Origin of the sequence: Myxococcus stipitatus DSM 14675, assembly GCF_000331735.1 — a bacterium.
Lineage (GTDB): Bacteria > Myxococcota > Myxococcia > Myxococcales > Myxococcaceae > Myxococcus > Myxococcus stipitatus.
In genome coordinates, this window is sequence record NC_020126.1 from 8,495,762 (window position 1) to 8,521,632 (window position 25,871).

Annotated in this window: 19 protein-coding genes and 2 pseudogenes; 13 read left to right on the top strand and 8 right to left on the bottom strand. The window is 69.3% G+C overall.

Translation table 11 applies throughout. From position 1 onward, the window contains the following. Positions 1 to 20: 20 nt before the first annotated feature. Entirely contained in the window at positions 21 to 875 is an 855-nt protein-coding gene (locus MYSTI_RS32670; RefSeq protein ID WP_044900816.1) for a hypothetical protein, read from the top strand. On the opposite strand, the gene MYSTI_RS32675 is transcribed toward MYSTI_RS32670, so the two are convergent. Beyond that, positions 872 to 1,642, bottom strand: coding sequence for a tRNA(His) guanylyltransferase Thg1 family protein (locus tag MYSTI_RS32675; protein ID WP_233278032.1), 771 nt, complete (start codon positions 1,640 to 1,642; stop codon positions 872 to 874). The genes MYSTI_RS32670 and MYSTI_RS32675 overlap by 4 nt on opposite strands. Next, complete coding sequence (locus tag MYSTI_RS32680) at positions 1,626 to 2,102, bottom strand: ATP-binding protein (RefSeq protein ID WP_015352105.1); 477 nt, start codon at positions 2,100 to 2,102, stop codon at positions 1,626 to 1,628. Before MYSTI_RS32680 ends, MYSTI_RS32675 begins: the two co-directional genes overlap by 17 nt. 331 nt (positions 2,103 to 2,433) lie before the next feature. Here MYSTI_RS32680 and MYSTI_RS32685 point away from each other — a divergent pair, with 331 nt between their 5' ends. The 6 genes from MYSTI_RS32685 to MYSTI_RS32710 all read left to right on the top strand — a co-directional run bounded on the left by MYSTI_RS32685 (position 2,434) and on the right by MYSTI_RS32710 (position 12,774). Beyond that, complete coding sequence (locus MYSTI_RS32685) at positions 2,434 to 4,749, top strand: DUF8729 domain-containing protein (protein ID WP_015352106.1); 2,316 nt, start codon at positions 2,434 to 2,436, stop codon at positions 4,747 to 4,749. A gap of 120 nt (positions 4,750 to 4,869) precedes the next feature. After that, on the top strand, positions 4,870 to 6,783 hold the full coding sequence (locus MYSTI_RS32690) for an AAA domain-containing protein (RefSeq protein WP_015352107.1): 1,914 nt from the start codon (positions 4,870 to 4,872) through the stop codon (positions 6,781 to 6,783). A gap of 219 nt (positions 6,784 to 7,002) precedes the next feature. Beyond that, on the top strand, positions 7,003 to 7,182 hold the full coding sequence (locus MYSTI_RS32695; protein WP_015352108.1) for a hypothetical protein: 180 nt from the start codon (positions 7,003 to 7,005) through the stop codon (positions 7,180 to 7,182). A 50-nt stretch (positions 7,183 to 7,232) separates the two neighbouring features. Then, positions 7,233 to 8,090: an alpha/beta fold hydrolase gene (locus MYSTI_RS32700; protein ID WP_015352109.1), complete on the top strand. Its 858-nt coding sequence runs from the start codon at positions 7,233 to 7,235 to the stop codon at positions 8,088 to 8,090. Between the two features lie 220 nt (positions 8,091 to 8,310). Further along, positions 8,311 to 11,319: a choice-of-anchor D domain-containing protein gene (locus tag MYSTI_RS32705; RefSeq protein WP_015352110.1), complete on the top strand. Its 3,009-nt coding sequence runs from the start codon at positions 8,311 to 8,313 to the stop codon at positions 11,317 to 11,319. 54 nt (positions 11,320 to 11,373) lie between these two features. After that, positions 11,374 to 12,774: a serine/threonine protein kinase gene (locus tag MYSTI_RS32710; RefSeq protein WP_015352111.1), complete on the top strand. Its 1,401-nt coding sequence runs from the start codon at positions 11,374 to 11,376 to the stop codon at positions 12,772 to 12,774. 121 nt (positions 12,775 to 12,895) lie between these two features. On the opposite strand, the gene MYSTI_RS32715 is transcribed toward MYSTI_RS32710, so the two are convergent. The 4 genes from MYSTI_RS32715 to ttcA all read right to left on the bottom strand — a co-directional run bounded on the left by MYSTI_RS32715 (position 12,896) and on the right by ttcA (position 15,830). Next, entirely contained in the window at positions 12,896 to 13,258 is a 363-nt protein-coding gene (locus MYSTI_RS32715; protein WP_015352112.1) for a GFA family protein, read from the bottom strand. A 73-nt stretch (positions 13,259 to 13,331) separates the two neighbouring features. Beyond that, positions 13,332 to 14,156 carry a phosphate/phosphite/phosphonate ABC transporter substrate-binding protein gene (locus tag MYSTI_RS32720; protein ID WP_015352113.1) on the bottom strand — a complete coding sequence of 275 codons (825 nt, stop codon included), beginning with the start codon at positions 14,154 to 14,156 and terminating at the stop codon, positions 13,332 to 13,334. A 13-nt stretch (positions 14,157 to 14,169) separates the two neighbouring features. Then, positions 14,170 to 14,994, bottom strand: a complete 825-nt coding sequence (locus tag MYSTI_RS32725; RefSeq protein WP_015352114.1) for a tellurite resistance TerB family protein — start codon at positions 14,992 to 14,994, stop codon at positions 14,170 to 14,172. Next, on the bottom strand, positions 14,973 to 15,830 hold the full coding sequence (gene ttcA / locus MYSTI_RS32730; protein ID WP_044281901.1) for a tRNA 2-thiocytidine(32) synthetase TtcA: 858 nt from the start codon (positions 15,828 to 15,830) through the stop codon (positions 14,973 to 14,975). The genes MYSTI_RS32725 and ttcA overlap by 22 nt, the downstream gene beginning before the upstream one ends. A gap of 65 nt (positions 15,831 to 15,895) precedes the next feature. Here ttcA and MYSTI_RS32735 point away from each other — a divergent pair, with 65 nt between their 5' ends. Beyond that, entirely contained in the window at positions 15,896 to 17,065 is a 1,170-nt protein-coding gene (locus tag MYSTI_RS32735; protein WP_015352116.1) for a ribonuclease D, read from the top strand. Positions 17,066 to 17,146: 81 nt separating this feature from the next. Then, a complete protein-coding gene (locus MYSTI_RS32740) occupies positions 17,147 to 19,879 on the top strand; it encodes a M1 family metallopeptidase (protein ID WP_015352117.1) in 2,733 nt (910 codons plus the stop codon). Between the two features lie 2 nt (positions 19,880 to 19,881). On the opposite strand, the gene MYSTI_RS32745 is transcribed toward MYSTI_RS32740, so the two are convergent. Next, positions 19,882 to 20,523 carry an O-methyltransferase gene (locus tag MYSTI_RS32745; protein ID WP_015352118.1) on the bottom strand — a complete coding sequence of 214 codons (642 nt, stop codon included), beginning with the start codon at positions 20,521 to 20,523 and terminating at the stop codon, positions 19,882 to 19,884. A gap of 94 nt (positions 20,524 to 20,617) precedes the next feature. On the opposite strand from MYSTI_RS32745, the gene MYSTI_RS45845 reads away from it, so the two are divergent. From MYSTI_RS45845 to MYSTI_RS32760, 3 genes and pseudogenes are all read left to right on the top strand, one after another. After that, positions 20,618 to 20,974 (top strand): four-helix bundle copper-binding protein, encoded by a 357-nt coding sequence (locus tag MYSTI_RS45845; protein ID WP_015352119.1) that lies wholly within the window; start codon positions 20,618 to 20,620, stop codon positions 20,972 to 20,974. A gap of 55 nt (positions 20,975 to 21,029) precedes the next feature. After that, complete coding sequence (locus tag MYSTI_RS32755) at positions 21,030 to 22,802, top strand: serine hydrolase domain-containing protein (protein ID WP_015352120.1); 1,773 nt, start codon at positions 21,030 to 21,032, stop codon at positions 22,800 to 22,802. A 191-nt stretch (positions 22,803 to 22,993) separates the two neighbouring features. Next, positions 22,994 to 23,302 (top strand): annotated as a pseudogene (locus tag MYSTI_RS32760) (transposase); the annotation flags it as partial. Here MYSTI_RS32760 and MYSTI_RS42380 read toward each other — a convergent pair. Next, a protein-coding gene (locus tag MYSTI_RS42380) for a hypothetical protein (protein ID WP_086009906.1) occupies positions 23,284 to 24,851 on the bottom strand; the annotation gives its coding sequence in 2 pieces (ribosomal slippage) (positions 23,284 to 23,918 and positions 23,918 to 24,851; 1,569 coding nt in all). The pseudogene MYSTI_RS32760 and the gene MYSTI_RS42380 sit on opposite strands and share 19 nt — an antisense overlap. Positions 24,852 to 24,951: 100 nt before the next feature. On the opposite strand from MYSTI_RS42380, the pseudogene MYSTI_RS32770 reads away from it, so the two are divergent. Further along, positions 24,952 to 25,857: pseudogene (locus MYSTI_RS32770) on the top strand (IS3 family transposase); the annotation flags it as partial. Positions 25,858 to 25,871: the final 14 nt, after the last annotated feature.

Here is a 25,871-nt window from a genome sequence, read left to right on the forward strand (position 1 = left end):
CCATGGCCTCGGACTCGCGCATGAAGCCGGCCCTCAAGCTCCTCGTCGCGCTCATTGTCGTCGCCAGCGCGCTCGGGGGCGCCGTCCGGCTGGGGATGGTGGGCGGGCTCGCGGACACGGACGCGGGCGCCGCGGCCCATGACGTCCCCGGGGACGCGAATGCGCTGGAGCTGGGCACGGTGCTCATCCCGTCGGACACGCCGCGCGCGCGGGCCCGGACGTATGCATGGAGTACGGCGGGCCTCACGCCGCCCGACCACCGGCTGACGTACGGGCTGGGCGACACGCTGGATGCCTGGATGGAGGACCAGCTCAAGGCGCTCGGGAGAAGGCTGCGCTACCGCTCCCTGGGCGGCGAGCGCTTCACCTACCAGCCCCCGCGCGGCTGCTCCGCCGACATGCGCTGCATCTACGAGGAGCTGATGCGCAGCAACGAGGGGCCCGTGAAGGCGCTGGGCGAGCGCTTCGTCACGTCCGTGCGCGAGCGCAACCTGGACTCCGCGCAGGCCGCGCAGCTCATCCTGGGCTTCGTGCAGCGCATCCAGTACGAGCTGCCGCACGACGAGCCCTTCGGCATCGTCCCCCCCGCGCTGGTGCCCGCGCGCAACCGAGGCGACTGCGACTCCAAGGCCCTGCTCGCGGTGATGCTGCTGCGGCAGGTGGGCATCGACGCGGTGATGCTCTACTCGGACCCGCTGGCCCACGCGGCGGTGGGCGTGGGCCTTCCGGGCTCGGGCACCCGGCTGCGCCACGCGGGGCGCAGCTACCAGTACGCGGAGGTCACCGCCGAGGGCTGGCCGCTGGGGATGATTCCTCCCAAGTACGACAAGCCCCGGCTGTGGCGGGTGATGTTGCTGGACGCCCCCACCGGCTAGCGGGGCTCCGGCGGGGGTGCCGCGAGCACGTCGCGCAGATAGCGCTCGTAGGCCTCCTTCATGGGCAGCTCCGAGTCCACCCCGAGTCGGCGCCGCGTCGTCTGATGACGGGAGCCGTCGCGAGGGTCCACGCCCTCCTTCACGTAGCGCTCCCAGCGGATGGCGGAGCCCCGGCGCTGCCAGAGCGGCACCTCGTTGAAGTTGATGCCGCGCTGGAAGAGCAGCTCGTTCTTGAAGGCCGTGGAGCGCCCATCCAGCTCGCGCGTGGCCTGCGCCGCGCTCAGCCCCTCCTTGCGCAGCGTCCAGTAGCACCACCCCTGGAGCGAACACCGCGAGCCGTCCGCCTGACGCCACGCGAAGTAGTCCAGCACCGAGCGCTCATCCGCGCCCATCCACACCCGTCCGTCGAACACCGCCGGCACGCCCACCGCGTGCGTGAAGGTGGCGGTCGCCACGCTGGCCGAGAGCGACACCAGCTTCTCCACCTCGCGGTCGAACAACGACCAGTCGGGCCGGAAGAGCACGGAGATTTCGTCGCTCTGCGTATACGCGTAGACGCCCTGGAACTCCTCCAGCAGCGCGCTCGCGGTGCGGACCATCATCCTGTGGAAGAGCGGGTCGAACGGCTTCTCGAAGCGCTCCTGCGTGAAGCGGGAGAAGCCTCGGCCGTCCACGCGCAGCACCGCCCACGCCCCGGGCAGGAGGCGCAAGCCGTGAAACAGCTCGCCCTGCCGCATCTTCCGGGCCATCTCATCGGCGTCCATCATCTTCCTGCTCCTTCCAGTCCTCGACGACGAAGTCCCCTTCGCCGCCCAGGGTGACGCGGTACAACGAATCAAACCCCTCCTCACGACACGGCCGCCGCAACAGCTTCGCCGTCGCGAACAGCGCCACCTCCGGCACCCGCGCGCGCCCCTGGCGCTTCGCGTTGCGCGTCAGGCAGTCCGAAAGCTTCGAGGAGAAATAGAAGCCAATGACAGACGCGCCCTGCGCATGGCCCAGCGCGATGAGCGGCGCGCGCTGCTCCCGCGTCGGGTGGGTGTTGTCCACCACCACCGACTTCCCTTCGGCCAGCGCCTCGGCCACGCACCGCTGCTGACGCGCCTCCTTGCGCCGCGCGTTGGGCCACAGGTCCTTGCTCACCAGGACGTGCGTCGGAGCAAAGCGCCGCTGAAAGAAGCTGCTCTTGCCCGAGGCCTGCAACCCGATGAAGAGGATGAGTTCCATGACGAGGCCCCTCCGGACGTGGCATCCGGAACCCGGCTGACGCCTCGGGTGCAAGCCCTGCTCGCCGACGCACGGGCCGCCCGGGCACGGCAGACCTCGCACGGCGTGCTGGCTCGCGCACCGCGTCTACCTCAATCACCGCCGGCTGTGAGGCATTGCACACCGCGCGGGGCAGACATCGCGAATGTGTTGATTCGACGAGTCTATCTCGATTAACAATTAATTCTCGATTTCCTGCAATTCAACGACTGTCGTAATCCGCCGCCCGGACTGAATCCTGGAGCGGCGGGCGCAGCACGAAGCGCAACCCGAGCAGCAGGAGAGACACCTCATGAAGACTGCATTCTCGTCGTATGCGGGAAGCTGGCGTCGCCTCACTGTGATGACCCTGGGCTGTGGCCTTCTCGCGCCGATTCCGGCGTTCGCGGCGACCCAGGCGCCGTCAGGAGTCGAGCGCGCCGCGACCCCCGCGGCGCGTGTCGTCGACAGTGACAAGGCCACCACGGCGCGTCCTGTCGCGGGGCTGGCGGACTCGGTGAAGGGGCGCAGCTCGCTCGTCACCGGGGCTGGGCGGGTGTTCCACCGCACGGACAACCGGGTGCATTCGCTGAAGACCCTCGCGGTCCCCAGCACCGCGCTCCAGTTACATGTCTGGGAGGAGGAGGACGCGGCCGGACAGCGTCAGGACTTCTTCGCCTACAGCCGCGGCGGCACGGAGCTCGTGGGCCGGGCCCAGGCCACGACGTATCAGGTGCGCCTGGGGCACGTTCAGTTCGACCCGCTCCGGGACACGGCGCCGCTCGTCGCGGGCCTGCTGTCGGCGGACCCGGGCAACACGCTGTCGCTCGTGCAGCTCCAGGCGACGCCGCTGCCGGAGCTGCGGGAGTCCCTGGAGCGCGAGGGCGGCAAGGTGCTGCGCTTCCTCACGGACCACACGTTCCTGGTGGAGATGAACGCGGACACGAAGAAGCGCGTCGCGGAGCTGCCCTTCGTGCGCTGGGTGGGTCCGTACCATCCGGAGTATCGCGTGGAGGGCTTCCTCCGTGACGCCCTCACGGGGCGCTCCGCCCGGCTGGAGGCGCAGCGCTACTCCATCATGCTGGGTGAGCGCGGCGCCGTGCGCCAGGGCGAGGTCGCCGAGCTGGTGCGCAAGCTGGGCGGCACCGTGGACCTCATCGAGCCGGGTGGCTTGCGCGTGGAGGCCACGCTCACCCAGCCGCAGCTCGAGCGGCTCGTGCGCTCCAACGCGGTGCAGTTCATCGACCGCTGGGGTGGCCCGGGTGAAGTGGACATGAACATCGTGCGCGAGGTGGGCGGCGCCAACTACCTCGAGACGACGCGCGGCTGGACGGGCGAAGGCGTGCGCGGTGAGATCTTCGACACCGAGCTGCGGACCACGCATCAGGAGTGGGCCGTGGCGCCCCTCATCCACAGCACGTCCACCGCCGGCAGCGCGCACGGGACGAGCTGCTACAGCATCAACTTCGCCAAGGGCGTCGTCCCCGAGGCGCGCGGCATGCTCCCCAAGGGCCAGGGCATCTTCTTCCTCTACAGCCAGTCCACCCAGTTCGGCGGAACCAAGTCCCGCTACGACATCAACCGCGAGCTGACGGACCCGGCGGGCCCCTACCGCGCCGTGTTCCAGACCTCCAGCGTGGGCAGCACCCTGGGCACGACGTACACCACCATCTCCGCCGAGGTGGATGACTACCTCCACAAGGCGCCCATCCTCAGCACCCAGTCCCAGAGCAACTCCGGCACGCGCAACTCGCGGCCGCAGGCGTGGGCGAAGAACATCGTCTCCGTCGGCGGCTTCTACCACCGCAACACCGCCAGCCGGACCGATGACTCCTGGAGCAGCAGCGCGAGCATCGGCCCCGCGGCGGACGGGCGCCTCAAGCCGGACCTGTCCTTCTTCTACGACCAGATTCGCTCGGCCAGCAACGCGAGCAACACGTCGTACACGGAGTTCGGCGGAACCAGCGCCGCCACCCCGCAGACGGCGGGCCACTTCGGGCTCCTCTTCGAGATGTGGCACAAGGGCGTGTGGGCCGGCCACGGCGGCGGCGCGGACGTCTTCGCCAGCCGCCCGCAGATGGCCACCGCCAAGGCGCTGATGATCAACCTGGCCCACCGCTACAACTGGACGGCCGGCGGCACCAACGGCGACCTGACGCGCGCGCGCCAGGGCTGGGGCACCGCGGACATCAAGCGGCTGCATGACCGCGCCCCGGTGACGGGCATCATCGACGAGACGGACACCCTCCTGCCCCTGGGCAGCAACACCTACGGCGTCACCGTCGCGGCGGGTGAGAAGGAGCTCAACGTCACGCTCGTCTACACGGACCCCGCGGGCACGGTGGGCGCCGCGCAGGCGCGCATCAACGACCTCTCGCTGCGCGTCACCTCGCCCTCCGGCGTCGTGTACTGGGGCAACAACGGCCTGACGGCGAGCAACGTCTCCACGTCCGGCGGCGTCTCCAACAAGGTGGACACCGTCGAGAACGTCTTCCTGGCCAGCCCCGAGGCCGGTGCGTGGACCGTGACGGTGCTCGGCGACGAAATCGTGCAGGACGCCGACCTGAGCACCCGCGTCATCGACGCGAAGTACGGCCTGGTCGTGAGCGGCGGCATCCTCCGCAAGTAGTCACGGCGTGACACGGGTGGGCCGGTGTTCCCCTCGAGGACCACCGGCCCGCCCACCGCGTGACACGCCCGCACCCGAGACACTGGCCGCCGCCGCGTCCGGATGGCATGACGTGGGCCCATGGCTCGTGACGTCTCCTTCTTCGACCAGCTCGGCTCCCTCCTCGCCAAGGAGCGCGAGGCCGAGAAAGCCCGCCTCGCCACCCTCGCGGAGGGCATGTCCCTCCACGAGCGAGAGGAGCAGGGCCTGTCCGTCCTGGACCTCGAGACGGTGGAGGAAGAGGTCGGCCTGGGCGGACGCGTGCTGCTCACCCTGGCCCGCGCGGACCGCTCGCGCCTGCCGTCCCGGCTCCACAACGGAGACCTGGTGGCCGTGCTCCCCCGCCGCGCCGAGGTGAGCGAGCCCGCCAAGGCCCTGGTCTCCCGCGCCAGCGCCACGCGCCTCCAGCTCGCCTTCGACCGCTCCCCGCCTCCGTATGTCCACGAGGGCCTGCTGCGGCTCGACGTCGTCCCCAACGACGTCACCTACGAGCGCATGCGCACGGGCCTCCAGCGCGTGAAGGCCATGGACAAGGGCCTGGAGCGCCGCAAGCGCGAGGTGCTGCTGGGCAACGAGCCGCCGCGCACGGACAAGCCTCGCGACTTCGAGCCGGGCCGCCCCCTCAACCCCGAGCAGCTCGACGCCGTGGGACGCGCGCTCGCCGCCGAGGACTTCTTCCTGGTCCACGGCCCTCCGGGCACCGGCAAGTCCACGGTGCTCGCGGAGGTGGCCGCGCAGGCCGTGGCCCGAGGCCAGCGCCTCTTGTGCACCGCCGCCAGCAACGCCGCCGTGGACCACCTGTTGGACTTGTGCCTGGGCCAGGGCCTGCGCGCCGTCCGCGTGGGCCACCCCGCTCGCGTCGCGGCGCGCCTGCAGGAGCACACGCTGGACATCGTCGTGGAGGAGCACCCCGACCGCGTCGTCTCCCGCGAGCTCTTCGACGAGGCCTTCTCGCTGCTCGGCTACGCGCGACGCCAGCGCACCCAGGGCCGCAGCCGCGCGCGCTTCTCCAACGCACGCGCCTCCACCACGGAGGCCAAGGCCATGCTCGACGAGGCCCGCGCGCTCGAGCGCAAGGCGGTGCGCTCCGTGCTGGCCACCGCGGACGTCGTCTGCGTCACGCTCGCGAGCCTCGACTCCGGCGTGCTGTCCGGTGAGCAGTTCGACCTGGCGCTCCTGGATGAAGCCACCCAGGCCACCGAGCCGCTCGCGCTCCTGGGCTTCCTGCGCGCGCCCATCGTCATCCTCGCCGGAGACCCGCAGCAGCTCCCGCCCACCGTGCTGTCTCAAGACGCCGCGCGCGCGGGCCTGGCGGTGAGCCTCTTCGAGCGACTGCTCGCGGACCACGGCGACGGCGTGAAGCGCATGCTGCTCGAGCAGTACCGGATGAACACGCGCATCATGGACTTCCCCTCGCGCGAGATGTACGGCGGCCAGCTTCGCGCCCACCCCTCCGTCGCGGACCGCACGCTCGCGGACGTCCTGCCGCCGGGCACGGAGGTGGATGCGCCACCCGTCCTCTTCCTCGACACCGCCGGCAAGGGCTTCGACGAGGAGGTGGAGCCCACCACGCGCAGCCTCTTCAACACCGGCGAGGCCGACCTCATCGAGGCACGCGTGCGCGCCCTGCTCGCGCTGGGACTGTCACAGCGCGAGCTCGCGGTGATTACACCGTACAGCGCCCAGGCCCACCGCCTGCGTGAGCGCCTGGAGTCCTTCGCCCCCGACGTCGAGGTCGACACCATGGACGCCTTCCAGGGCCGCGAGAAGGACGCCGTGCTCGTCTCGCTCACCCGCTCCAACAGCGAGGGCCAGGTTGGCTTCCTCAACGACTTGCGCCGCATGAACGTCGCGCTCACCCGCGCCCGCCGGCACCTCTTCGTCGTGGGCGACTCGGCCACCCTCAGCGGCCACCCCTTCTACGCCCGCTTCATCGAGGAGTCCCAGGCGCACGGCGGCTACCGCTCCGCCTGGGAGTGGGCTGATACCCCCTGAGCCCAATCCCTTTCATCGACAGGTCATCACAGACCCAGCCCTGGGGTACTATGCAAGGACTGACAGGGTCATGATCCAAAATTTGTCGCAGCGGTGAACCAATTTTGTCACCCCCCTCCCCCCGTGCGGGGAGCGGACCTGGGATATCAGGCATTTGGCTTGAAACCAGTTGTCGGGCACGAGACGTGCTTCTGCTCCAGGGTGGGGAGGAACCGCCACATGTCTCAACGTCCCAACGTGACGAAGGAAAACGACGTCTGGGTGCTCCGCATCGAGAAGGACAACGGGAAGGTCCAAGAATACCGGTGCGCGACGGAGAACCAGGCGCGGCAGTTGGCGCTCATCATGTCCAAGCCGGACACCGGAGGGCCGCCGAGGCCCCCTTCGCCGCCGCGCTAGCCGTCCTCGAAGCCTCCGCGATGAGGTAAGGCACGGGCCAGGAGCCGCCCGTGTCCCTCATGCTCGAATCCCACTTCGTCGACTCCCAGGGGCTGCGCTTGCACGTGCGCCACCGTCCTGGGGCTCCCACCGCGCCCGCCGTGCTCTTCCTCCATGGCTGGCTGGACCACACCCACAGCTTCGATGCTGTCCTCGAGCACGTCCCCGCGCACTGGCGGCTGGTGCTGCTCGACTTCCGAGGCATGGGCAGGAGCGCGCACGCGCCCCCCGAGTCCCACTACCAATCCGGTGAGCACCTCCTGGACGTGGAGGCCGCGCTCGATGGCATGCGCCTGTCCCAGGCATACCTCGTGGGCCACTCGCTGGGCGGCATCATCGGCACCACCTACGCGGCCTCGCGCCCGGAGCGCGTCCTGGGCCTGTCGCTCATCGAGAGCATGGGCCCCTTGGGCGGCGCGGCCGAAGTCACGGTGGAGCGACTGCGCTCCTTCCTCAACGACACGCGCAGGCCGCCGCGCCGCAAGGTCTACCCGACGGTGGAGGACGCCGCCGCGCGCCTGCGGGAGACCAACCCCACGCTGCCCCTGTCCGCCGCGATGTACCTGGTGCGCCACGGCACCGAGCGCGTCGAGGGAGGCGTGGCCTTCACCTTCGACCCACGCCACCGCCGCCGCTTCGCCCAGGGCTACGACGAGGCCCAGTGGCTGGCCATCCAGGCCGCCCTCACCTGTCCGGTGCAGGTCATCCGAGGCGAGCAAGGCCTCTGGCCCGACGCGGAGAAGCTGGACCGCCGGCAAGAGGCGCTTCGCACGCTCGTTGCACCACCGGTGATGATTGCCGGAGGCCACCACGTGCACCTGGAGCAGCCCGCTGAAGTCGCTCGGGCGCTCACCGACTTCATCCGCTGAGGCCCTCATCCGGGCAGAAGGTCGGGAAAAGTCTTTCACCCTCCAGGGCAATGCCGTTCCCTCCGAAGCACACGGCGGCGACTGCGCATCCCAACCCCTTGAATTCAGGACAGCAGCCTAGTTCCCCCGGGTTGGTATGGCATTTGGATTGGGGAGGGGTCGGTGGAGCACGCACCGGACCCTGACGGGTGTGTGTGGGGAGAAGGGTGAGGAGCGGAACATGGGGATGGGGCAGAGGGGGCGAGTCCTCGCATCGGCGGTGCTCGTCGCCACCCTGGTTGCCTGCCACGAGGGGGATGAAACCCGCGCGGTGCAGGCCACGGCGGTGGTGGACATGGACGTGCTCGACTTCGGCGACGTGCCGGTAGGCGAGTGGCGGGAGCGTGAAGTGCGCATCCGCAACATCGGCTATGTGCCCTTCTTCGCCATCGAGGCACTGCCCATCGTCGGAAACCCCTCCTACGAGGTGGAGCTGCAGGACGGCGGCGGCCGGGTGATGCCGGGCCAGTCGCACGTGGTGCGCGTGCGCTTCCATCCGCTGGCGGAGGGCGTCACCGAAGAGACCGTCCACGTCACCACCGACGCCAACCAGGGCTCGAACGCCCAGGTGCAGGTCACCGGCCTGGGCACCCCCACGCAGATTGGCATCGACCCGCCCGTGCTGGACTACGAGACGCTGGAGGTGGACAGCGACCGCGCGCTGGAGGTCACCATCACCAACCCGGTGGATCTGCCGCTGACGCTCGTCGTGCGAGGCAACTCGCCGGACCCCTTCACGCCCGACACCATCACCATTCCGCCCCAGTCCTCGCGCAAGGTGAGCACGCAGTACCTGCCCCGCGCGCTGGGCGCCATGGACGCGCGCCTGGAGGTGCGCTCGTGCGAGCACTGCACGCCGTCAGTGGTGGAGCTCAAGGGCCACTCCGTCGCCAACGCCTTCGTGTTCGACCCGGCCCCCGTGCCATTCGACTTGATTCCGGTGCATGAGCGCACGCAGTCGTACACGCGCGCGCGCAACATCACCTGGCGGCCCGTCACCATCGACTCGCTCATCACCAGCGACCACGCCTTCGTGCCGCTCTCCAAGCCGGAGGGCTCCACGGTGCAGCCGGGCGAGGTGGTGGAGCTGAAGATGGAGTTCGCCGCGCGCTACTCCGGCCCCAACATCGGCGACCTCAAGGTCCACTACGCCTCCGACAAGCCTCGGCAGTCGGAGGTCATCCTGGATGCGCGAGGCGGGCGCCCCACCCTCGCGGTGACGCCCGTGATGCTGGACTTCGGCGAGCTGCCCGTGGGCGGCAAGGTGGAGCAGTCCATCCGCATCACCAACGCGGGCACGAACGGCTCCCTGAAGTTCACGGGCGTGACGGCGGATGGCGACAGCGGGCAGTTCAGCGTGGACGTGCCCACGCGCGGCACCCAGCGCTATCCGTGGTCCGCGGGCACGTGGCCCCAGCTGGACACGCCGGGGCTGGATGTCGCCCCCGGCAACGACGCGCTGGAGCTGAAGGTCTACTTCGAGCCCGTCGCGGAGGGCACCTTCCGGGCGCGGCTGCGCGTGCGCTCGGATGACCTCTTCAACCCCGAGCGCGAAATCATCCTCACGGGTCGCTCGCGCACCAGCGGGCCCTGCGAGTACGAGCTCATGCCCCAGCCGGTGATGGACTTCGGCAACGTGGTGCCCGGCAAGGGCGCGGTGCTGGGCTTCCGCTTCCGCAACCCGGGCCGCGGCGAGTGCGCGGTGAAGGACATCCACCTGTCCAACGACGCCAACGGCGCCTTCTTCATGCCGGGCGGCAAGCTGACGGGCGGCATCGTCCTGTACGACTCGGCCTTCAGCGCCATGGTGGCCTTCCGTCCCTCCGCCGAGGGCGAGTACGCCGGAGAGCTGAAGCTGACGGTGAACAACCCGGCCGCGCCCACGGTGACGCTGCCCCTCAAGGGCGTGTCGAAGGCGAGCTGCCTCGTCGCCTCGCCGCCCTACGTGGACTTCGGCCCCATCCGCTACGACTGCGCCGCGCCGCCGCGAAAGACGTACGTCGCCAACCGGTGCAGCGAGCCCATCACCGTCACCGGCGCGACGCTGGGCCATGGCACCAGCGGCCAGTTCACCCTGGTGGGGCCGATAGCACTGCCGCGCACGCTCCTGCCGACCGAGGGCTTCGAGCTGGAGGTGGACTACGCGCGCAACGTGCTGGGCCAGCACTTCACGCCGCTGTACCTGCACGTGGCGAACGAGGCCGCGCCCTTCCTGATTCCGCTGATTGGCGAGACGAACCACGAGGGAATCCAGGTGGACCGCTACACGCAGGGCACCGACAGCCAGCTCGACGTGCTCTTCGTCATCTCCAACACGACGACGATGGCGCCCTACCAGCAGCGCCTGCGGTCGGCGATTCCCGGCTGGCTGGAGTACGCGCGGCAGCAGCAGGTGGACCTGCGCATGGGTGTCACCACCACGGGCCTGGTGCCGCGAGGCCCCCAGTGCGGCGGAGGCGCCAACGGCGGCGAGGCGGGCCGGCTGTTCCCCGCCGACGGGAGCCACGCGCGCGTGATATCCAGCGCCGGCCCCCACGCGGCGACGGAGCTCCAGGCGAACGTGGAGGTGGGCCTGTGTCACAACCTGGTGCAGGGCCTGGCGACGATGAGACAAGCCCTGTCCGCGCCCCTGTCCGAGCAGACGGACGACCCGCGCACCGCGCTGCCCAATGACGGCAACTGGGGCTTCGTGCGGCCCGCGGCGCGCATGGCGGTGGTGGTGCTGGCGGACGAGGACGACAACTCGGGCTTCAGCCCCGACAGCTTCATCCAGTTCCTCCAGACGCTGAAGGGCACGGGCATGGCCCACCGCAGCCAGCTCTACGCGCTGGTGCCCACCGACAACCGCTGCTCCACCGCGGGAGGGGACGCGGACCGCTTCATCGAGGTGGCGCGAGGCACCGGAGGCCGGGCCGACTCCATCTGCGAGGGCAGCTACCGGTCCCTCTTGGACTCGGTCATCCAGCGCGCGGGGGAGCCCCAGGCGGACTTCCCCCTGACAGCCGACCCCACGGGTGACGGAGAGATGGCCGTCCGAGTCCAAGGGCAGCCGGTGCCGGAGAACCAGTGGACGTATGACGCCGTGGCCAACGCCATCGTCTTCGAGCCCGCGGCGGTGCCTCGGCCTGGACAGGCGGTGGAGGTCCGCTACCGCAGCGTGTGCAAGACGCAGCCCGTCTCACCGCCCTGAGGGGCCACGCGCCCCCGCATCGGCGTCGATGCGGGGGGATGAACCGGACGGGAAATGACGCGGCGCGGGCTTCCGCGCGTCGGTCCTCGCGGCTATCGTTGCGTCGACGTGGAGACATTCGGTCGCTACGAGTTGCTGCGCAAAATCGCCATCGGCGGGATGGGTGCCGTCTATCTCGCGCGACAGAAAGGGCCGGTGGGCTTCCAGAAGCTGCTCGTCGTCAAGCGGCTGCTGCCCCACCTGTCCGAGGACGATGAGTTCATCGAGATGTTTCTCGACGAGGGGCGCATCGCCGCGCACCTCAACCATCCCAACATCGCCCAGATTTATGACTTGGGGGACGTGGACGGGCAGTACTTCATCGCCATGGAGTACGTGCACGGCGAGGCGGTGGGGCCCCTGGGACTCAGGGCGCAGCAGCGCAAGCTGACGATTCCCCTGGCGCTCAAGTGCCGCATCATCGCGGACGCGGCGGCGGGGCTGGATGCGGCGCACAACGCGCGCAGCCCCTCCGGCCGCAAGCTGGCGTTGATCCACCGGGACGTGTCTCCGCAGAATGTGCTCGTGGGCTACAACGGCGGCGTCAAGCTCATCGACTTCGGCGTGGCCAAGGCGTCCGGGAAGTTCTCCCAGACGGTGGTCGGCACCATCAAGGGCAAGCACGCGTACATGTCCCCGGAGCAGGCCCGGGGCGAGCCCCTGGACCACCGCTCCGACATCTTCGGCTTGGGGACGGTGTTCTACGAGCTGCTCACGCACCAGCGCCTGTTCAAGCGCGACACGGAGATCTCGACGCTGAAGGCCGTGGTGGGCGCGAAGCTGATTCCGCCCTCGGAGCTGTCGCCCGACATCCCCAAGGAGCTGGACGCCATCGTGCTGAAGGCCTTGGCGCGCAAGCGCGACGAGCGCTTCTCCTCGGCGGGAGAGGTGCAGCTCGCGCTCGATGAGTTCCTGGTGCAGCACAAGCTGCACGCGACGCCCGCGCACCTCGCGGCGTTCATGCAGGACGCGTATTCGGAGGAGCTGGAGGAGGAGCGGCTCGCGGCCGAGCCCACCGTCATCCACTACGACCCGCGCATCGCCGCCCGTCAGCAGGCCGCGGCGGCGGCGGCCGCGGCGGGTGACACGGGCTCGCATGCGGGTCGGCCCACGGCGCGCCCTGCTGCCAAGGGACCGGCCGGAGTCTCCTCGTCATCGACCGCGCCCATGGCGCCCCGGCGCGCACCGACGGGGTCCTCCTCGGCGGCGGCCCCGGTGTCTTCCCGGGCGCCGGGGACGGGCAGTGGCTCGACACCCTCCGCGCAGGCCGTCTCCGCGGCCCCCGGAAGCAAGGGCGGGACAGGCTCCGGCAAGGCTCCCGCGCCACCGCCTCACAGGGCGGGGACGGCCCCCACCGGCTCCGCGCCCAAGCGTGCGCCGACGCGCGCGCCGCTGGACGAGACGAAAGACGACTGAGCCCGAGCCCTCGGGCGCCCCTTGAAAGCAAACAGCCCGCGGCGCACGGGAGCGCTCGCGGGCCGTAGCCGACGTCGTGTCACCGGGCACGGAGTGGCTCGTGCCCGGCGGCCTTGCGACCTCAGAGGTCGCGGCCGTTGAACTGGAACGACTTCAGCGTGGACAGGTCCATGCCGTCCAGGCAGCGCACGTTGACGGCGGCCATCTCCTTGCCGTCCGGCCCGACGCCGCGCGCGAAGGAGCGCACGCCACACTTGGAGCAGAACAGGTGGTGGATGACCTTCTTGTTGAACTGGTAGTTCGTGAGGACGTCCTGCCCCGAGCGCAGCGTGAAGTGCTCCACGGGGGTGAAGCTCAACATCGACCCGGACTTCTGGCAGATGGAGCAGTTACAGGAAATCACCGGCTCGGAGAGGTTCAGCTTCGCCTCGTACCGGACCGCGCCGCAGTGACAGCCGCCTTCGTAGCTCTTGAGGTCGCTCATGCGCGGCACCCTACACCGCTCACTCGGACGCTGCCCTCGGATTCTCTCGCCGCGACACGGCGGCGGGCCCCGGCTACAAGCTCGCGAGCGCCACGCGATACAGCGCGCGATAACCCATGCGCGGCGCGGGCTCGAAGCGCTCCGCGTTGAAGATGTCGCGCAGCAACGCCACACCCTCCGCGGAGGACGGGAGCCCCAGCAGCGTGGACTCCAGCGCCGTCACCAGCTGCGGCGCCAGGCCCATGGCCACGGGCACGCCGTCATTGGGTGCCTCGTCCGTGTACGCGATGAGCTCGAAGCGGCGACCCGCACCCGCGCCCAGCACATCCTCCACGCCCGTCGTGTACGTCAGGCCGGTGGAGGCCGGAGGGCAGAAGACACTCGCCACATCCGCCTTGCCGTCCAGCACCGCCTCCAGCGCGCCCCGGTAGGAGCTGGTGAAGTGCTGCGCGAAGAAGGCCCGCGCCGGCTCCACGCCCTGCGCCTTCAGGTACGCGGTGGGGAGCAGGTAGCCCGCCACTGAATCCCGGTCCACCCACGCCGCCGTGGTGCCCTTGAGGCGGTCCAGCGTCAGCCCCGCCCCCGCTCGGCACACCAGCGCGGAGCGGTAGGAGGACATCCCCCGGCGCACCCCGCGCACCACCACCCTCACGCCCATGGCCTCCATCCGCGCGCAGACGAAGGGAGGCGCCCAGGCCGCGTCCGCGCGGCCCGAGAGCAAATCCTTGGCGAGCGTCTCGTAGCTCGACGCGACGCTCACCTCCACCAGCTTGCCCAGCGCCCGTTGGAGGAAGGCCGCCAGCCGGTCCGCGCGCTCCCGCGCCGTTTCGTTGCCCAGCGACGGCGGCAGCCCGAAGCGGAAGGAGTGTCTGGACGATGGAGGGACTTGAAGGGTCATACCTCCCCCCTAACTACCCCTCCCTGCCCAACCGCGCCACTTCGTCGTCGGCGAGACCGAAAGTCGCCTGCAACATGTCCAGGATGCGCTGCTCGGCCAGGCTGGGCTCCCCGCTCGCGAAGGCGATTTTCGTGGCCAGCCGGAAGGCCTTCACCCGCTGGGCATGGGTCGTCAGCCCGTGGGCCAGCACGTGCAGCCGCTGGGGCAGCCCCTCCGCGGACAGCGCCGCCACCGCCTCGCTCACGAAGTTCTGCGCGCGCTCCGGGCTGACGTTCTCGAACAGGGGGTCCGCCGCGAAGCTCTCCACCAGCGCCCGGGCCTCGGCCTCCTTCAGCCGCCCGTCCGCCGCGCTCACCAGCACCATGACCTCCGCGTACAGGCGCTCCAGGGGCTCCCCCAGCGCCTCCGCCAGGCTGCCGCCGTTCTCGATGACGTCGATGATTTGCGCCACCTCGTCCTCGGAGATGCCCAGCGCGGCCTGGAACGTCTTGAGCAGCCCCAACTCGCTCTTGGTCGCCCGCTGGTCCGCCAGCGCCACCGCCGCCGCCAGCCCGAAGGCCAGCATCCGGTTCTTGTGGTCCGGCAGCCGGCGCCGCAGGGACGCCAGCAGGTCCTCCAGGTTGCGGACCTCCGCCAGCTTCACCACGCTGGATTCCACCAGCGCGTTGAGCTCCTCGGAACGCGTGCCCTCGAACTCCGGCCGCTCCAGCACGCGGCTGAGCAGCGTCTGGAGCTCCCTCTGGGAGACACGGCCGTCGGCCATGGCCGCCAGCAACATCACCTCCACCAGCGCCGCGTTGCGTTCCTTGCGTGCGCTCATTGCCTGCTCTCGAGCCATGGACTGGCTCCCCCTTGCGTGTCCTGCGTGTCTTGGGTGGGCGCCGCCTCCGGCTCGCTCGCGTTCAGCGGGTCGGGGTTGAGCGCCCGGTCCAACAGGTGCGACGGCCGCACGTTGGCCATCGCGTTGAGAACACTCTGCCGGACATTCGGAATCTCCTTCCCCAGGTCCTCCACCAGCCGCTGCATCCGCTTGCGCTGGAGGTTCTCCTGCGTGCCGCACAAGTCACAGGGGATGATGGGGAAGGCCTTCAGCTCCGCGAACTTCGCGATGTCCTTCTCCGGCGCGTAGCACAGCGGCCGGATGACCACGTTGCGGCCGTCGTCGCTCTTCAGCAGGGGCGGCATCGCCTTGATGGAGCCCGCGAAGAAGAGGTTCAACAGCAGCGTGTGGATGAGGTCATCCCGGTGGTGGCCCAGGGCAATCTTGTTGCACCCCAGCTCCACCGCCGCCGTGTAGAGGATGCCCCGCCGCATGCGCGAACACACCGAGCACTGCGTCTTCCCCGGGGGCGTCTTCTCCAGGACGATGCTGTACGTGTCCTCCTTCAGGAGCTTGTAGGGGTAGCCCTCCCGCTGGAAGTACTCCTCCAGGACGTGGCCCGGGAACCCCGGGTGCCCCTGGTCCAGATTCACCGCGAGCAAGTCGAATTTCACTGGCGCGCGGCGCTGAAGCTCCCTGAGGAGGTAGAGCATGGTGTAGGAGTCCTTGCCTCCGGACACACCCACCATGATGCGGTCCCCGGCCTCGATGAGGCGGTGGTCCGCGATGGCTCGGCCCATGTGGCCAAGCAGACTCTTTTCCAGGCGCTGGACGTCGTTCATCGGCGTGGCCATCCTAGCGGCGGCCCGGGAAAAAACACGTCATTCAGGCGGTCCGGTCCGCTAGCCTGCCCAGCTCGATGCCAACCTACCCACAGGGTGCCGTGGACGTGGTCGATACCGAGGGGGCCCAGAGCGCTCTCGGAAAGCTGGAGCAGGCTCGGGAGCTGGCCGTGGACCTGGAGGCCGACTCCATGCACGCCTTCCGAGCCCGGCTGTGCTTCCTCCAGGTCGCCACCGACAGCGACGTCTTTCTCCTCGATACGCTCCAGCCCGGCGTGGAAGCCCGGCTGCTCGCCCCGCTGATGGGGGAGCCAGGCCGAACCAAGTACTTCCACGCGGCCCAGGGGGACTTGCAGTTCCTGGCGGAAGCGGGGGTGCGGGTGCGGGGTCTGTTCGATACCCACCGGGCCGCCACCCTGCTGGGCTGGCCGAAGGTGGGCCTGGCGGATATCGCCCGGGAGAAGCTGGGCGTGGAGCTGCCCAAGGAGCACCAGCAGTCGGACTTCTCCCTGCGGCCCCTGCCTCCCGGCATGCGCGACTACATCGCCAACGACGTGCGCTACCTCTGTGAGCTGGGGCGCCAGGTGCGCGAGGCCACGCGCGAGGCCGGCATCCTGGAGGAGGTGGAGCTGGACTGCGAGCGGCTGTGTGACGAGGCCGTGGCGCGTCCCGACGTGGGCGCGGACTTCAAGCCCAAGCTGCCCCGCTCCGGGCTGTCCCCGGCGCAGATGACGCTGGCGAACGCCATCGCCCACGCGCTGCACAAGAAGCGGCTGGAGTGGGCGGAGAAGGAGAACGTGCCCATGGGGCGCATGCTCTCCAACATGGCCATCGCGGACATCGCCACGCGGCTGCCCTCCTCGCCCCGGGACCTGGCGCGCGCGGCCGGCGTGCGAGGCTCCTTCGTGCGCACGCACGGCGACGAGGTCCTCGCCATCCTCCGCGAGCAGCAGGAGAAGGCGCGCAACGGAGAGCTGCAGCCGGAGCGCGAGAACAAGGGCCCCAAGGACTCCAACCGCCGCAAGCGCGAGGACGCCCTCAAGGCCTTCCGCGTGGAGAAGGCGACCGAGCGCAAGGTGACGCCCAGCGTGATTCTCACCAATCCGCTGATGGACGCGCTGCTGTCGCAGCCACCGCGGGACCTGGAGGAGCTGGGCCGGGTGCCATACCTGGGTGACAAGCGACTGAAGCTCTACGGACCCGCCCTCCTCGAGCTGCTCGCCGCGTTCCCCGTCGTCGGAGGCTGAAAGGTACCGCCGCGGCGACGGCGGTGGTGGAATGGCCCAGGTCTCGAGTCGCCCGATGCCGGGGCGGACGGAGCTTCCCTGATGCGGTTCGGTCACCTTGGCGCGGCCCTCGGCCTCCTGCTCATGTGCCTCCTCGGGGGGTGCGCGGGAGGCCCCCGCGAAGTCGCGCCGCTCGCCGCTCCCGTGGGGCCGCGCGCGCGGGCCGCCCCTCCTCCCGCCGAGGACCCGAGTGTCCTCACGCCTCCGGGCCTGCGGTTGGAGGGGGCCGTGCGCCCCACGCGGCAGGCGGTGCTGCTGGAGGTGGACCCGCGCCAGGAGCGGTTCCGGGGCACCGTGGACGTGGAGCTGTCGCTGTCCGAGCCCACGCGCGCCCTGTGGCTGCACGGCACGGAGCTGACGGTGACGAGCGCCCACGTCGTGGTGGGTGAATCCCGCGTCTCCGTCGAGGCGCTGCCCGTGGGCGAGGACCTGCTCGCCTTCCTCCCGCGCGAGCCCCTGGCGCCGGGCATCGTCACGCTCCACGTCGAATACGCGGGCCGCGCGAAGGCCCGGGAGGACAGCGGCGTCTTCCGCGAGGAGGAGAATGGCCACTGGTACGCGATGACGCAGTTCCAGCCGCTGTATGCGCGGCGCGCGTTTCCGTGCTTCGACGAGCCCTCCTTCAAGATTCCCTTCGAGCTCACCTTGCGCGTGCGCGCGGAGGACTCCGCCTTCGCCAACACGCCCGTGCGCTCCGAGAAGCGGGACGCGGAGGGCTGGAAGACGGTGCGCTTCGAGCCGACACCCGCGCTGCCCACGTACCTGGTGGCCTTCGCGGTGGGCCCCTTCGATGTAGTGGACGCGGGCAAGGCCGGGAAGAACCAGGTCCCCGTCCGCATGATTGTGTCCAAGGGACGCGGGGCGGAGAGCCGGTGGGCGGCCGATGTCACCGGGCCGCTGCTCGTGGAGCTGGAGGAGTGGTTCGGCTCGCCGTATCCGTACGCGAAGCTGGATGTGCTCGCGCTGCCGGGACATCAGGGCGGAGCGATGGAGCACCCGGGCCTCATCACCTTCGCCGGGGGATTGATGCTCAGCACGCCCCAGGATGACTCCGTGGCGCGGCAGCGCGTCTTCACGGAGACGCAGGCGCACGAGCTCGCGCACCAGTGGTTCGGCAACCTGGTGACGCCCGCGTGGTGGGATGACCTGTGGCTCAACGAGTCCTTCGCGGACTGGCTCGCCTTCAAGGTGGTGACGCGCTGGCGTCCCGAGTGGCGAGGCGACCTGCGCCGCGTGGAGGCGCGAAGTGGCTCCATGCGCGAGGACTGGCTCGTCAGCGCGCGCAGCATCCGCCAACCCATCGAAGTGTCGGGCGACATCCACAGCGCCTTCGACGGCATCACCTATGGCAAGGGCGCGGCCGTGCTCGCGATGTTCGAGTCGTGGCTGGGGCCCGAGGTCTTCCAGCGCGGCGTGCGCGACTACCTCCGGACGCACGCGCGCGGCACCGCCACCACCGAGGACTTCATCCAGGCGCTGTCCCAGGCCGCGGGCCAGGAGGTCTCACCCGCGTTCTCCTCGTTCCTGGACCAGCCCGGTGTCCCCCTCGTCTCCATGACGCTGGAGTGCCCCAAGGAGGGCGCGCCCCGGCTCGCGTTGGAGCAGCGGCGCTATCTGCCACTCGGCGCGTCCGACAAGGCCCCTGACTCCAAGCCCTGGCACGTGCCGCTGTGCGTGCGCTACGCGGTGGGCGGCGTGGAGGGGCGCGCGTGCACGGTGCTCACCGAGCCTTCCGGCACCCTGACGCTGGCGGAGGCGCGGCAGTGCCCGGACTGGGTCCACCCCAACGCGGATGCGCGCGGGTACTACCACGCGCTGGTGCGGGGCGACGGCCTGACGCGGCTCGCGACGAAGGGCTCCGCGCGCCTCAGCGTCCCCGAGCGGCTGGTGTTGATGGCGGATGCACAAGCGCTGCTGTCCAGCGGCGCGCTGGACGTGAGCCAGGCGCTCACGCTGGTGACGCGGCTGGGGGATGGCGACGCGAACCTGGTGATGGGCGCGGCGAGCGTGGTGGGCAGCGTGCACTCGGACCTGGTGCCGGAGACGCTGCGCGCGCATCGCGCCCGCTTCGTGCGGAGCCTCTTCGGAGAGCGCGCACGCACGGTGGGCTTCGTCTCGCGTCCCGGAGACAGCGAGGAACTGCGGCTGCTCAGGCCCACGCTCCTGGGCATCGCCACCAACGAGGGAGAGGACCCCAAGCTGCGCGCCGAGGCCCGCCGTCTGGCCCTGCGCTGGCTGAAGAACCACGGCGCCCTGCAGTCGGAGGACGCGGCCATCGTCCTCCAGTCCGCGTCGGTGGCGGGTGACGCCGCCCTTCACAAGCAACTGAGGGACGCGGCGCGCACCGCCGTCACCGAGTCCGAGCGAAGCCTCCTCTTCAACGCGCTGGGCAGCTTCAGGGACGCGTCGCTGGCTCGCGCGGGACTGGAGCTGCTCCTGGACTCGAAGGTGGACGCGCGCGAGGCCCTGGCCATCCTCTTCGGCCAGCTCTCGGACAGCTCCACGCGGGACGTGGCCTTCACCTTCCTGCGCGAGAACTTCGACACGCTGCGGGGACGGCTGCCTCGGGACATCTCCACGTGGCTGCTCTCCAGCGGCGGCGTGTTCTGCGACGCCGGGCACCGCGAGGAGGCGGTCCGCTTCTTCGGCCCTCGCGCCGCCGACTTCGAGGGCGGGGAGCGCGCGCTGGCCCAGTCCCTGGAGCGGGTGGACCAGTGCATCGCCCAGCGCGAGGCCCTGCGCCCCAGCCTCACGCGCTTCCTCGCGCGGTACTGAAGTCAGCGCTTGCGCGCGAGCGTCATCCCGTCGCGCACCGTCAGCATCACGGGCTCCAGCCGGGCGTCCTTCCGGACCTTCTCGTTGAAGGCCGCCATCGCGCGGTCCACCTCCGACTCCGGGCTCATCACCCGCCCGGACCACAGCACGTTGTCCACCACCACCAGCCCCCCCGCCCGCACCAGCGGAACCACCGCGTCCCAGTACGCGCCGTAGTTCACCTTGTCCGCGTCGATGAAGGCGAGGTCGAACGGCCCCCGCAGTGTCTTCAGGGTTTCCAGGGCAGGCCCGAACTCGAGCTGGATTTTCCGGCCATGCGGACTGCGTGCGAAGAACGCGCGGGCAATCTCGGAGGTCTCCGGGTTGAGGTCACAGGTGATGAGCTCCCCGTCGTCCGGAAGTCCCTCCGCCATCATCAGCGCCGAGTAACCCGTGAAGGTGCCAATCTCGAGGACCCGCCCCGCACGGGTGAGCGAGACCAGCATCTTCAAGAAGGCACCCTCCACGGGTCCGACCTGCATTCCAGGGGAACTCGTGCGCGCAAGGGTGATGTCCTTGAGTTCCTCGAATAGCGGAGCAGGAGCGACGGAGTGAGTCCGGGCGTACTCCTCGGCTTCGGGTGAGACGAGCGTGAGCTGGGTCATGATAACGGTTTAACATCCGTGTTCTCATGTCTCACTTCGAGTTGCCCCCCTTCTCGGCGGGAATACCCTGGTGGACAGTGTGGAGGTCCGAGCGATGACGGGAGCGAGACTGGGTGGTGCTCGTGCGGACGTGTCGCGATGTATCGACGCCAGCCTCCAATGTCAGGCCGCCTGCGAGGCCAGCATGGCGAGACTGTTGGCTCGAGGACTGGGACTCAGCAGCGCCTCCGTGCGAATGCTTCGACAGTGCGCGGAGCTGTGTGAGCTGAACGTGCGGGCGCTGCGCAAGGAGAGCCGGCTGGCCCGACGCACGGCCAGCTTGTGTTTCGAGCTGAGCAATCAGGTGGCCTCCGAAGCCTGGCGGGACACCGAGGACCCGGGCTCCCACGCCCTCTCGCGAGACGCCCTGCGGCTGGCCCGCTCCTGCCACCCGCTGCTGTTCTCGTATTGAGCGGGACGTCCATCTCGTTGCATGTGTCATCACACGGCGTAAGGTCCACGCCGGCATGCGCGCACCCGGTACCCCCTTCGTCACCGCTCTCCTCATCCTGTGGGCGTCTCTTGGACGTGCTCACGCGGCCCCCCCGCCCCCCGAAGCGCCGCTCGTGGGCATCTGGGGCAGTGAGCGAACCCTGGGCCCGGAGGTCCGCGGCGAGCTGACGCTGGTGCGGGGTCAGAACACGTGGCGCGCACGCATCGCGGGCTACGACATCCCGGCCCGCGTGGAGGGGAAGAAGGTCTCCGTCCTCCTGCCGGGTGGACAGGGGGAGCTGCGGGGAACCCTCGCTGAGGACCGCCAGCGCATCACCGGCCATTGGATTCAGCCGCGAGTGCTCATGAGCGGCATGACGTTCGCCACGCCCGTGGTGCTGCGGGCACTCCAGCCGGGCGTGTGGCGCGGCGACGTGTCACCACTGGAGGACCGGTTCTCGCTCTACCTCGTGGTCGAGAAGCAACCCGATGGCTCCGTGGCCGCATTCATCCGCAACCCCGAGCGGAACTTCGGCAACCGCGTGCTGTTCCGCGTCGGACTCCAGGGCTCGACTATTCGCCTCACGCCGACGTCGGGGCGCGCTCAACCCCTGGAGGGAACGTTCGACGCGGCGGCCCAGCGACTGTCCTTGCGCTATCCGCCGTTCGACCTGACGTTCGACTTCACCCGGCGGGAGCGGACCCAGGCCGTGGGCCTCTACCCGCGCTCCCCTGCCTCGGGCCCTTACGTCTATCAAGCGCCCATCGCCGAGGACGACGGCTGGCCCACCGCCTCGCTCACCGACGTGGGGATGGACGTCCAGCCCGTCCGGAAGCTCGTGCAGGGCATCCTCGACCAGACACCCGGTTCTCAACCCGCGCCCGCCATCCAGGGCCTGCTGATTGCGCGTCACGGGAAGCTGGTGGTGGAGGAGTACTTCCACGGCTTCGACAAGGAGCGCCCTCACGACTTGCGCTCGGCGGCGAAGACCTATGCCTCCGTGCTGGTGGGCATCGCGCTGGACCAGGGCGCGCCCTTCACCGTCGACACGCCCGTCGTCTCGCTGTTCCCCGAGTACGCCGGGAAGATTTCAAGCCTCGATGCGCGCAAGCGCGCGCTCACCGTCGCGCACCTGATGACCATGTCCACGGGCCTGGCCTGTGATGACGATGACCCGGAGTCCCCGGGCAACGAGGACCGGCTCGAGGACTCCGTCCCCGATTGGTACAAGTACACGCTGGACCTGCCCATGGTGGGAGAGCCCGGCAAGCAGGCCGTGTATTGCTCGGCGAACATCAACCTGCTCGGCGGCGTGCTTCGCAACACCACGCGGAGCTGGCTGCCGGAGTTCTTCGAGAAGCACCTCGCCACGCCGCTCCAGCTGCGCAAGTACCACCTGGACCTGATGCCGTCGGGCGAGATGTACCTGGGCGGTGGCATCTACATGCGCCCGCGAGACGCGCTGAAGCTCGGGCAGCTCTACCTCTCGGGAGGAACCTGGAACGGACGGCGCGTCGTCAGCCAGCGCTGGGTCGAGCGCTCCACGGCCCTCCACGCGACCATGAACGCGAAGCAGAGCTACGGCTACACGTGGTGGCGCCACGAGCTGCGCGTGGGCGACCGGGTGTACTCGCAATACGAGGCCAGCGGGAACGGAGGCCAGCTCATCATGGTCGTCCCCGAGCTGGACCTCGTCGCGATGTTCACCGCAGGCAACTACAACCACGTGGCCCTGTGGCGGAAGTTCCGCGAGGAGCTCCTGCCCCAGTACATCCTGAGCGCGGTGAAGCCGTCGAAATCGAAGTGAGAAAGTGTCGCATAGCTACCAGTTTCAAACGGACAGGCAGCAGCGCGAAGCGACCGGACTGGCCATCGGCCTAGTCCTCGGCCCGGATAGAGTCTGCCGAGCCCACGTGTTGGCCCACGGAGGAGGGCCAACATGCGGGTGGGAGTAGCCCAGTTCCGTGGACACCCGAGATGTGATGGAAGGAGCACGGGATGTCCGCGAACGAGGAGAATCAGAAGAGGCCCCGCAGGCGCCGCCGTGAGTACTCGGCGGAGTTCAAGGCCGAGGCGGTGAAGTTGGTGCTGGAGGAGGGTAAACCCGTCCCCCAGGTAGCCCGCGACCTGGACCTGACGGAGTCAGCGTTACGGCTGTGGGTGACGCAGACGAAGACGGACCGAGGAGAAGGCAAGCCCGGTGCGCTGACGACGGCCGAGAGGGAGGAGCTCGCCCGGCTGCGCAAGGAGAACCGGGAGCTGCGGATGGAGAGGGAGATACTAAAAAACTACGCCGGCAAATATCGCCTGAGCCCATCTTCGATGTCTTGGAGGTAGCCATTCGGGTCGGCACGGAAGCGTCGGCCCATGACGCGGGGGACACGCCGCTGTTCGAGCTGGGTGCGCAGCTGGCGCCAGTCATTGATGTCTTCAGGTGCCAGGTGGGGGCCGTCAATCTCAGGGAGTAGCTGGGCCGAGGTGATGGCCGGCAGCCGTACCGCTCCGCGTACGACAAGGCCTGCGCTGCCGCGCACCCGACCAGAGGAGCGCCGCTCATGGTAACGGCAAGTGCCGAAGAGGTGCTCCAAGGGATTGTCGGTGCGGGGCAGGTCCGGAGCGTCGTAGCAGTGGAAGAGCCCCTTCCAGTACCGGCGCGTCTCGAGGAGAAAGTGGGCGAGGGCCTGGCGCAGGACTCCCCGGTAACGTCGGCGTGTCCACCGCACCAGGGCCGCCAACATCGCAGCCAGTCTGCGTCGCACTCCCGCCGAGTCCAAACCAGACGCATTGCGGAGGATGTTCGCGGTGCGCTCTACCCATTGATAGGCCCTCCTCAATCCAGGCCACATGTTGGCGGTAGCCTTCAATGCCTTTCGCAGCACGGTATGCAGCCGGTTCAACTCTGGTGAGTAGGCCCCCCTTTTGAAACCCGTTCCAGGCTCTTCTCGATGGCGCCCAGACGTCGACGCAGTAGCAGTCCGGAGGGCTTGAGAGGCGGACGATGGTCGTCGGTGAGCGCGCTCCTGACAGCAGCCGCGTAGGCGCGCGTTGCTCGAGCGCCAGCGTCCTGGCGGCCTTCCACCGTCCGTTCGACCTTCCTCACCTCGCGTACCCGCTTCTTCAACTCCTTCTTCGCGTGCCGGTCTGCCTCATAGAGGGGCCGAGCCGCCTCACGCAGATAGTGGAAATGGCAGAACTGGTGAGGTACCTGGGGTAGGGCATGCGAGAGAGCGTTACGAATGCTCCTCTGTCCATCAGACACCACGCCGACGATTGGAATTGGCCCCAGTACGCGTTCAACTTCTTCGAGAAGTGGCACGAGTTCCTGCTCGCTCCCAGATAGTAGGGACCGGGCCAACAGCACCTGGCCCGACAGGCATTCGCGCACCACCCAGAGCACCTCGTGCCCCACGTCAGGAGCAAGCCCATCAATGGCGAGAACCGCCCGTCCCTGGCGGTGGAGTGTCTCGCGCAACCGCTGGGAGTCGAGCAGCTTGAGGCTGATGAGTTCGTCGTACCGGTCGAGCAGGTTGGTGCAGGTGCGCTCGGAAATGGCGACGCCTCTGTGTCGCAACGATGCGTGGATTTCCGGAACGCTGCGGTGCTCCCGGTAACGCTGCGCCCCGATGAACGCCAATACATCCAAGCCGAACTCGTGCTCGGGTAGCACCCAGTCCCCCTCGCCCTCGGCCCGCAGGGACACACCTTCCAGCAAGCATCCCTTTCGGTGGCACACCCGCACCTGTACGGACAGCCTCACGCACCCGGTGAGCAGTGTCACGCAGCGCCGCGAGCGCCAGTCCGCCCGTGTCCTCGTCCCACACGCCTCGCACCGTCGCCGCTCGCTGTCGACTCTCATCTCGCGAGTCGCGATGGGGCGCGCTGTCGTACGTGCCATGACCTCCCCCTCTCCTCTGCAGGGGGAACACCCGGGGCTCAGGCGATATTTGCCGGCGTAGAAAAAATGCGGCGGCCTTCTTCGCGAAGGAGTTGAAGTGAGATTTTCCTTCATCCACGCGAAGAAGGCCTGCTTCCCGGTCGCCGCCCTCTGTCGTCTGTTGGGTGTGTCGCGCAGCGGCTACTACGACTGGGCGACGAGACCCGAGTCCGCGCACCAGCAGCGCGACCGTGCCTTGCGGGTGGAGGTGCTCGCCGTTCACCAGGAGAGCCGAGAAACCTACGGGGCTCCGCGTGTTCATGCGGAGCTGAAGGCTCGCGGCCGGCGTGTCGCCCGAAAGCGCGTGGCTCGACTGATGCGTCAGGCCGGCGTGCGCGCCCGACGGCCCCGCCGCTTCGTGCGGACCACCGACTCGGCCCACGGCCATCCGGTGGCTCCAAACGCGTTGGCGAGGAACTTCCGGCCGGGTCAGCCCCATCGCACCTGGGCCGGCGACATCACCTACGTGTGGACGGATGAGGGCTGGTTGTACCTGTCGGTACTCCTGGACCTCTTGAGCCGCAAGGTGGTGGGCTGGGCCATGGGGGAGCGAATCGACCGGAGCCTGGTCGTGTCGGCACTCGCCATGGCGCTGCAGGGGCGGCCAGCACCGGCGTTGCACCACTCGGACCGCGGCAGTCAGTATGCGAGTGACGACTACCGGCGACTCCTCGAGGAGCGAGGCATTGCGTGCAGCATGTCGCGCAAGGGCAATTGTTGAGACAACGCGGTGGTGGAGAGCTTCTTCTCCACCTTGAAACTGGAACTCGTCTACACCACGCGCTTCACGACACGCGAGCAGGCCAGACGGGCTCTGTTCGAGTTCATTGAGGTGTTCTACAACCGCAGGAGGCGCCACTCTTCTCTGGGCTATCTCAGCCCCAGCGAGTTCGAGCGAGTGGCCGCGACGAGCAGGCTGGCCGCATAACCAACCCGTCTACG

Coding starts and splice junctions, on each gene's coding strand:
- MYSTI_RS32670 (WP_044900816.1), top strand. CDS start 21: ATGAAGCCGGCCCTCAAGCTCCTCGTCGCGCTCATTGTCGTCGCCAGC.
- MYSTI_RS32675 (WP_233278032.1), bottom strand. CDS start 1,642: ATGATGGACGCCGATGAGATGGCCCGGAAGATGCGGCAGGGCGAGCTG.
- MYSTI_RS32680 (WP_015352105.1), bottom strand. CDS start 2,102: ATGGAACTCATCCTCTTCATCGGGTTGCAGGCCTCGGGCAAGAGCAGC.
- MYSTI_RS32685 (WP_015352106.1), top strand. CDS start 2,434: ATGAAGACTGCATTCTCGTCGTATGCGGGAAGCTGGCGTCGCCTCACT.
- MYSTI_RS32690 (WP_015352107.1), top strand. CDS start 4,870: ATGGCTCGTGACGTCTCCTTCTTCGACCAGCTCGGCTCCCTCCTCGCC.
- MYSTI_RS32695 (WP_015352108.1), top strand. CDS start 7,003: ATGTCTCAACGTCCCAACGTGACGAAGGAAAACGACGTCTGGGTGCTC.
- MYSTI_RS32705 (WP_015352110.1), top strand. CDS start 8,311: ATGGGGATGGGGCAGAGGGGGCGAGTCCTCGCATCGGCGGTGCTCGTC.
- MYSTI_RS32710 (WP_015352111.1), top strand. CDS start 11,374: ATGACGCGGCGCGGGCTTCCGCGCGTCGGTCCTCGCGGCTATCGTTGC.
- MYSTI_RS32715 (WP_015352112.1), bottom strand. CDS start 13,258: ATGAGCGACCTCAAGAGCTACGAAGGCGGCTGTCACTGCGGCGCGGTC.
- MYSTI_RS32720 (WP_015352113.1), bottom strand. CDS start 14,156: ATGACCCTTCAAGTCCCTCCATCGTCCAGACACTCCTTCCGCTTCGGG.
- MYSTI_RS32725 (WP_015352114.1), bottom strand. CDS start 14,994: ATGGCTCGAGAGCAGGCAATGAGCGCACGCAAGGAACGCAACGCGGCG.
- ttcA (WP_044281901.1), bottom strand. CDS start 15,830: ATGGCCACGCCGATGAACGACGTCCAGCGCCTGGAAAAGAGTCTGCTT.
- MYSTI_RS32735 (WP_015352116.1), top strand. CDS start 15,896: ATGCCAACCTACCCACAGGGTGCCGTGGACGTGGTCGATACCGAGGGG.
- MYSTI_RS32740 (WP_015352117.1), top strand. CDS start 17,147: ATGCGGTTCGGTCACCTTGGCGCGGCCCTCGGCCTCCTGCTCATGTGC.
- MYSTI_RS32745 (WP_015352118.1), bottom strand. CDS start 20,523: ATGACCCAGCTCACGCTCGTCTCACCCGAAGCCGAGGAGTACGCCCGG.
- MYSTI_RS45845 (WP_015352119.1), top strand. CDS start 20,618: ATGACGGGAGCGAGACTGGGTGGTGCTCGTGCGGACGTGTCGCGATGT.
- MYSTI_RS32755 (WP_015352120.1), top strand. CDS start 21,030: ATGCGCGCACCCGGTACCCCCTTCGTCACCGCTCTCCTCATCCTGTGG.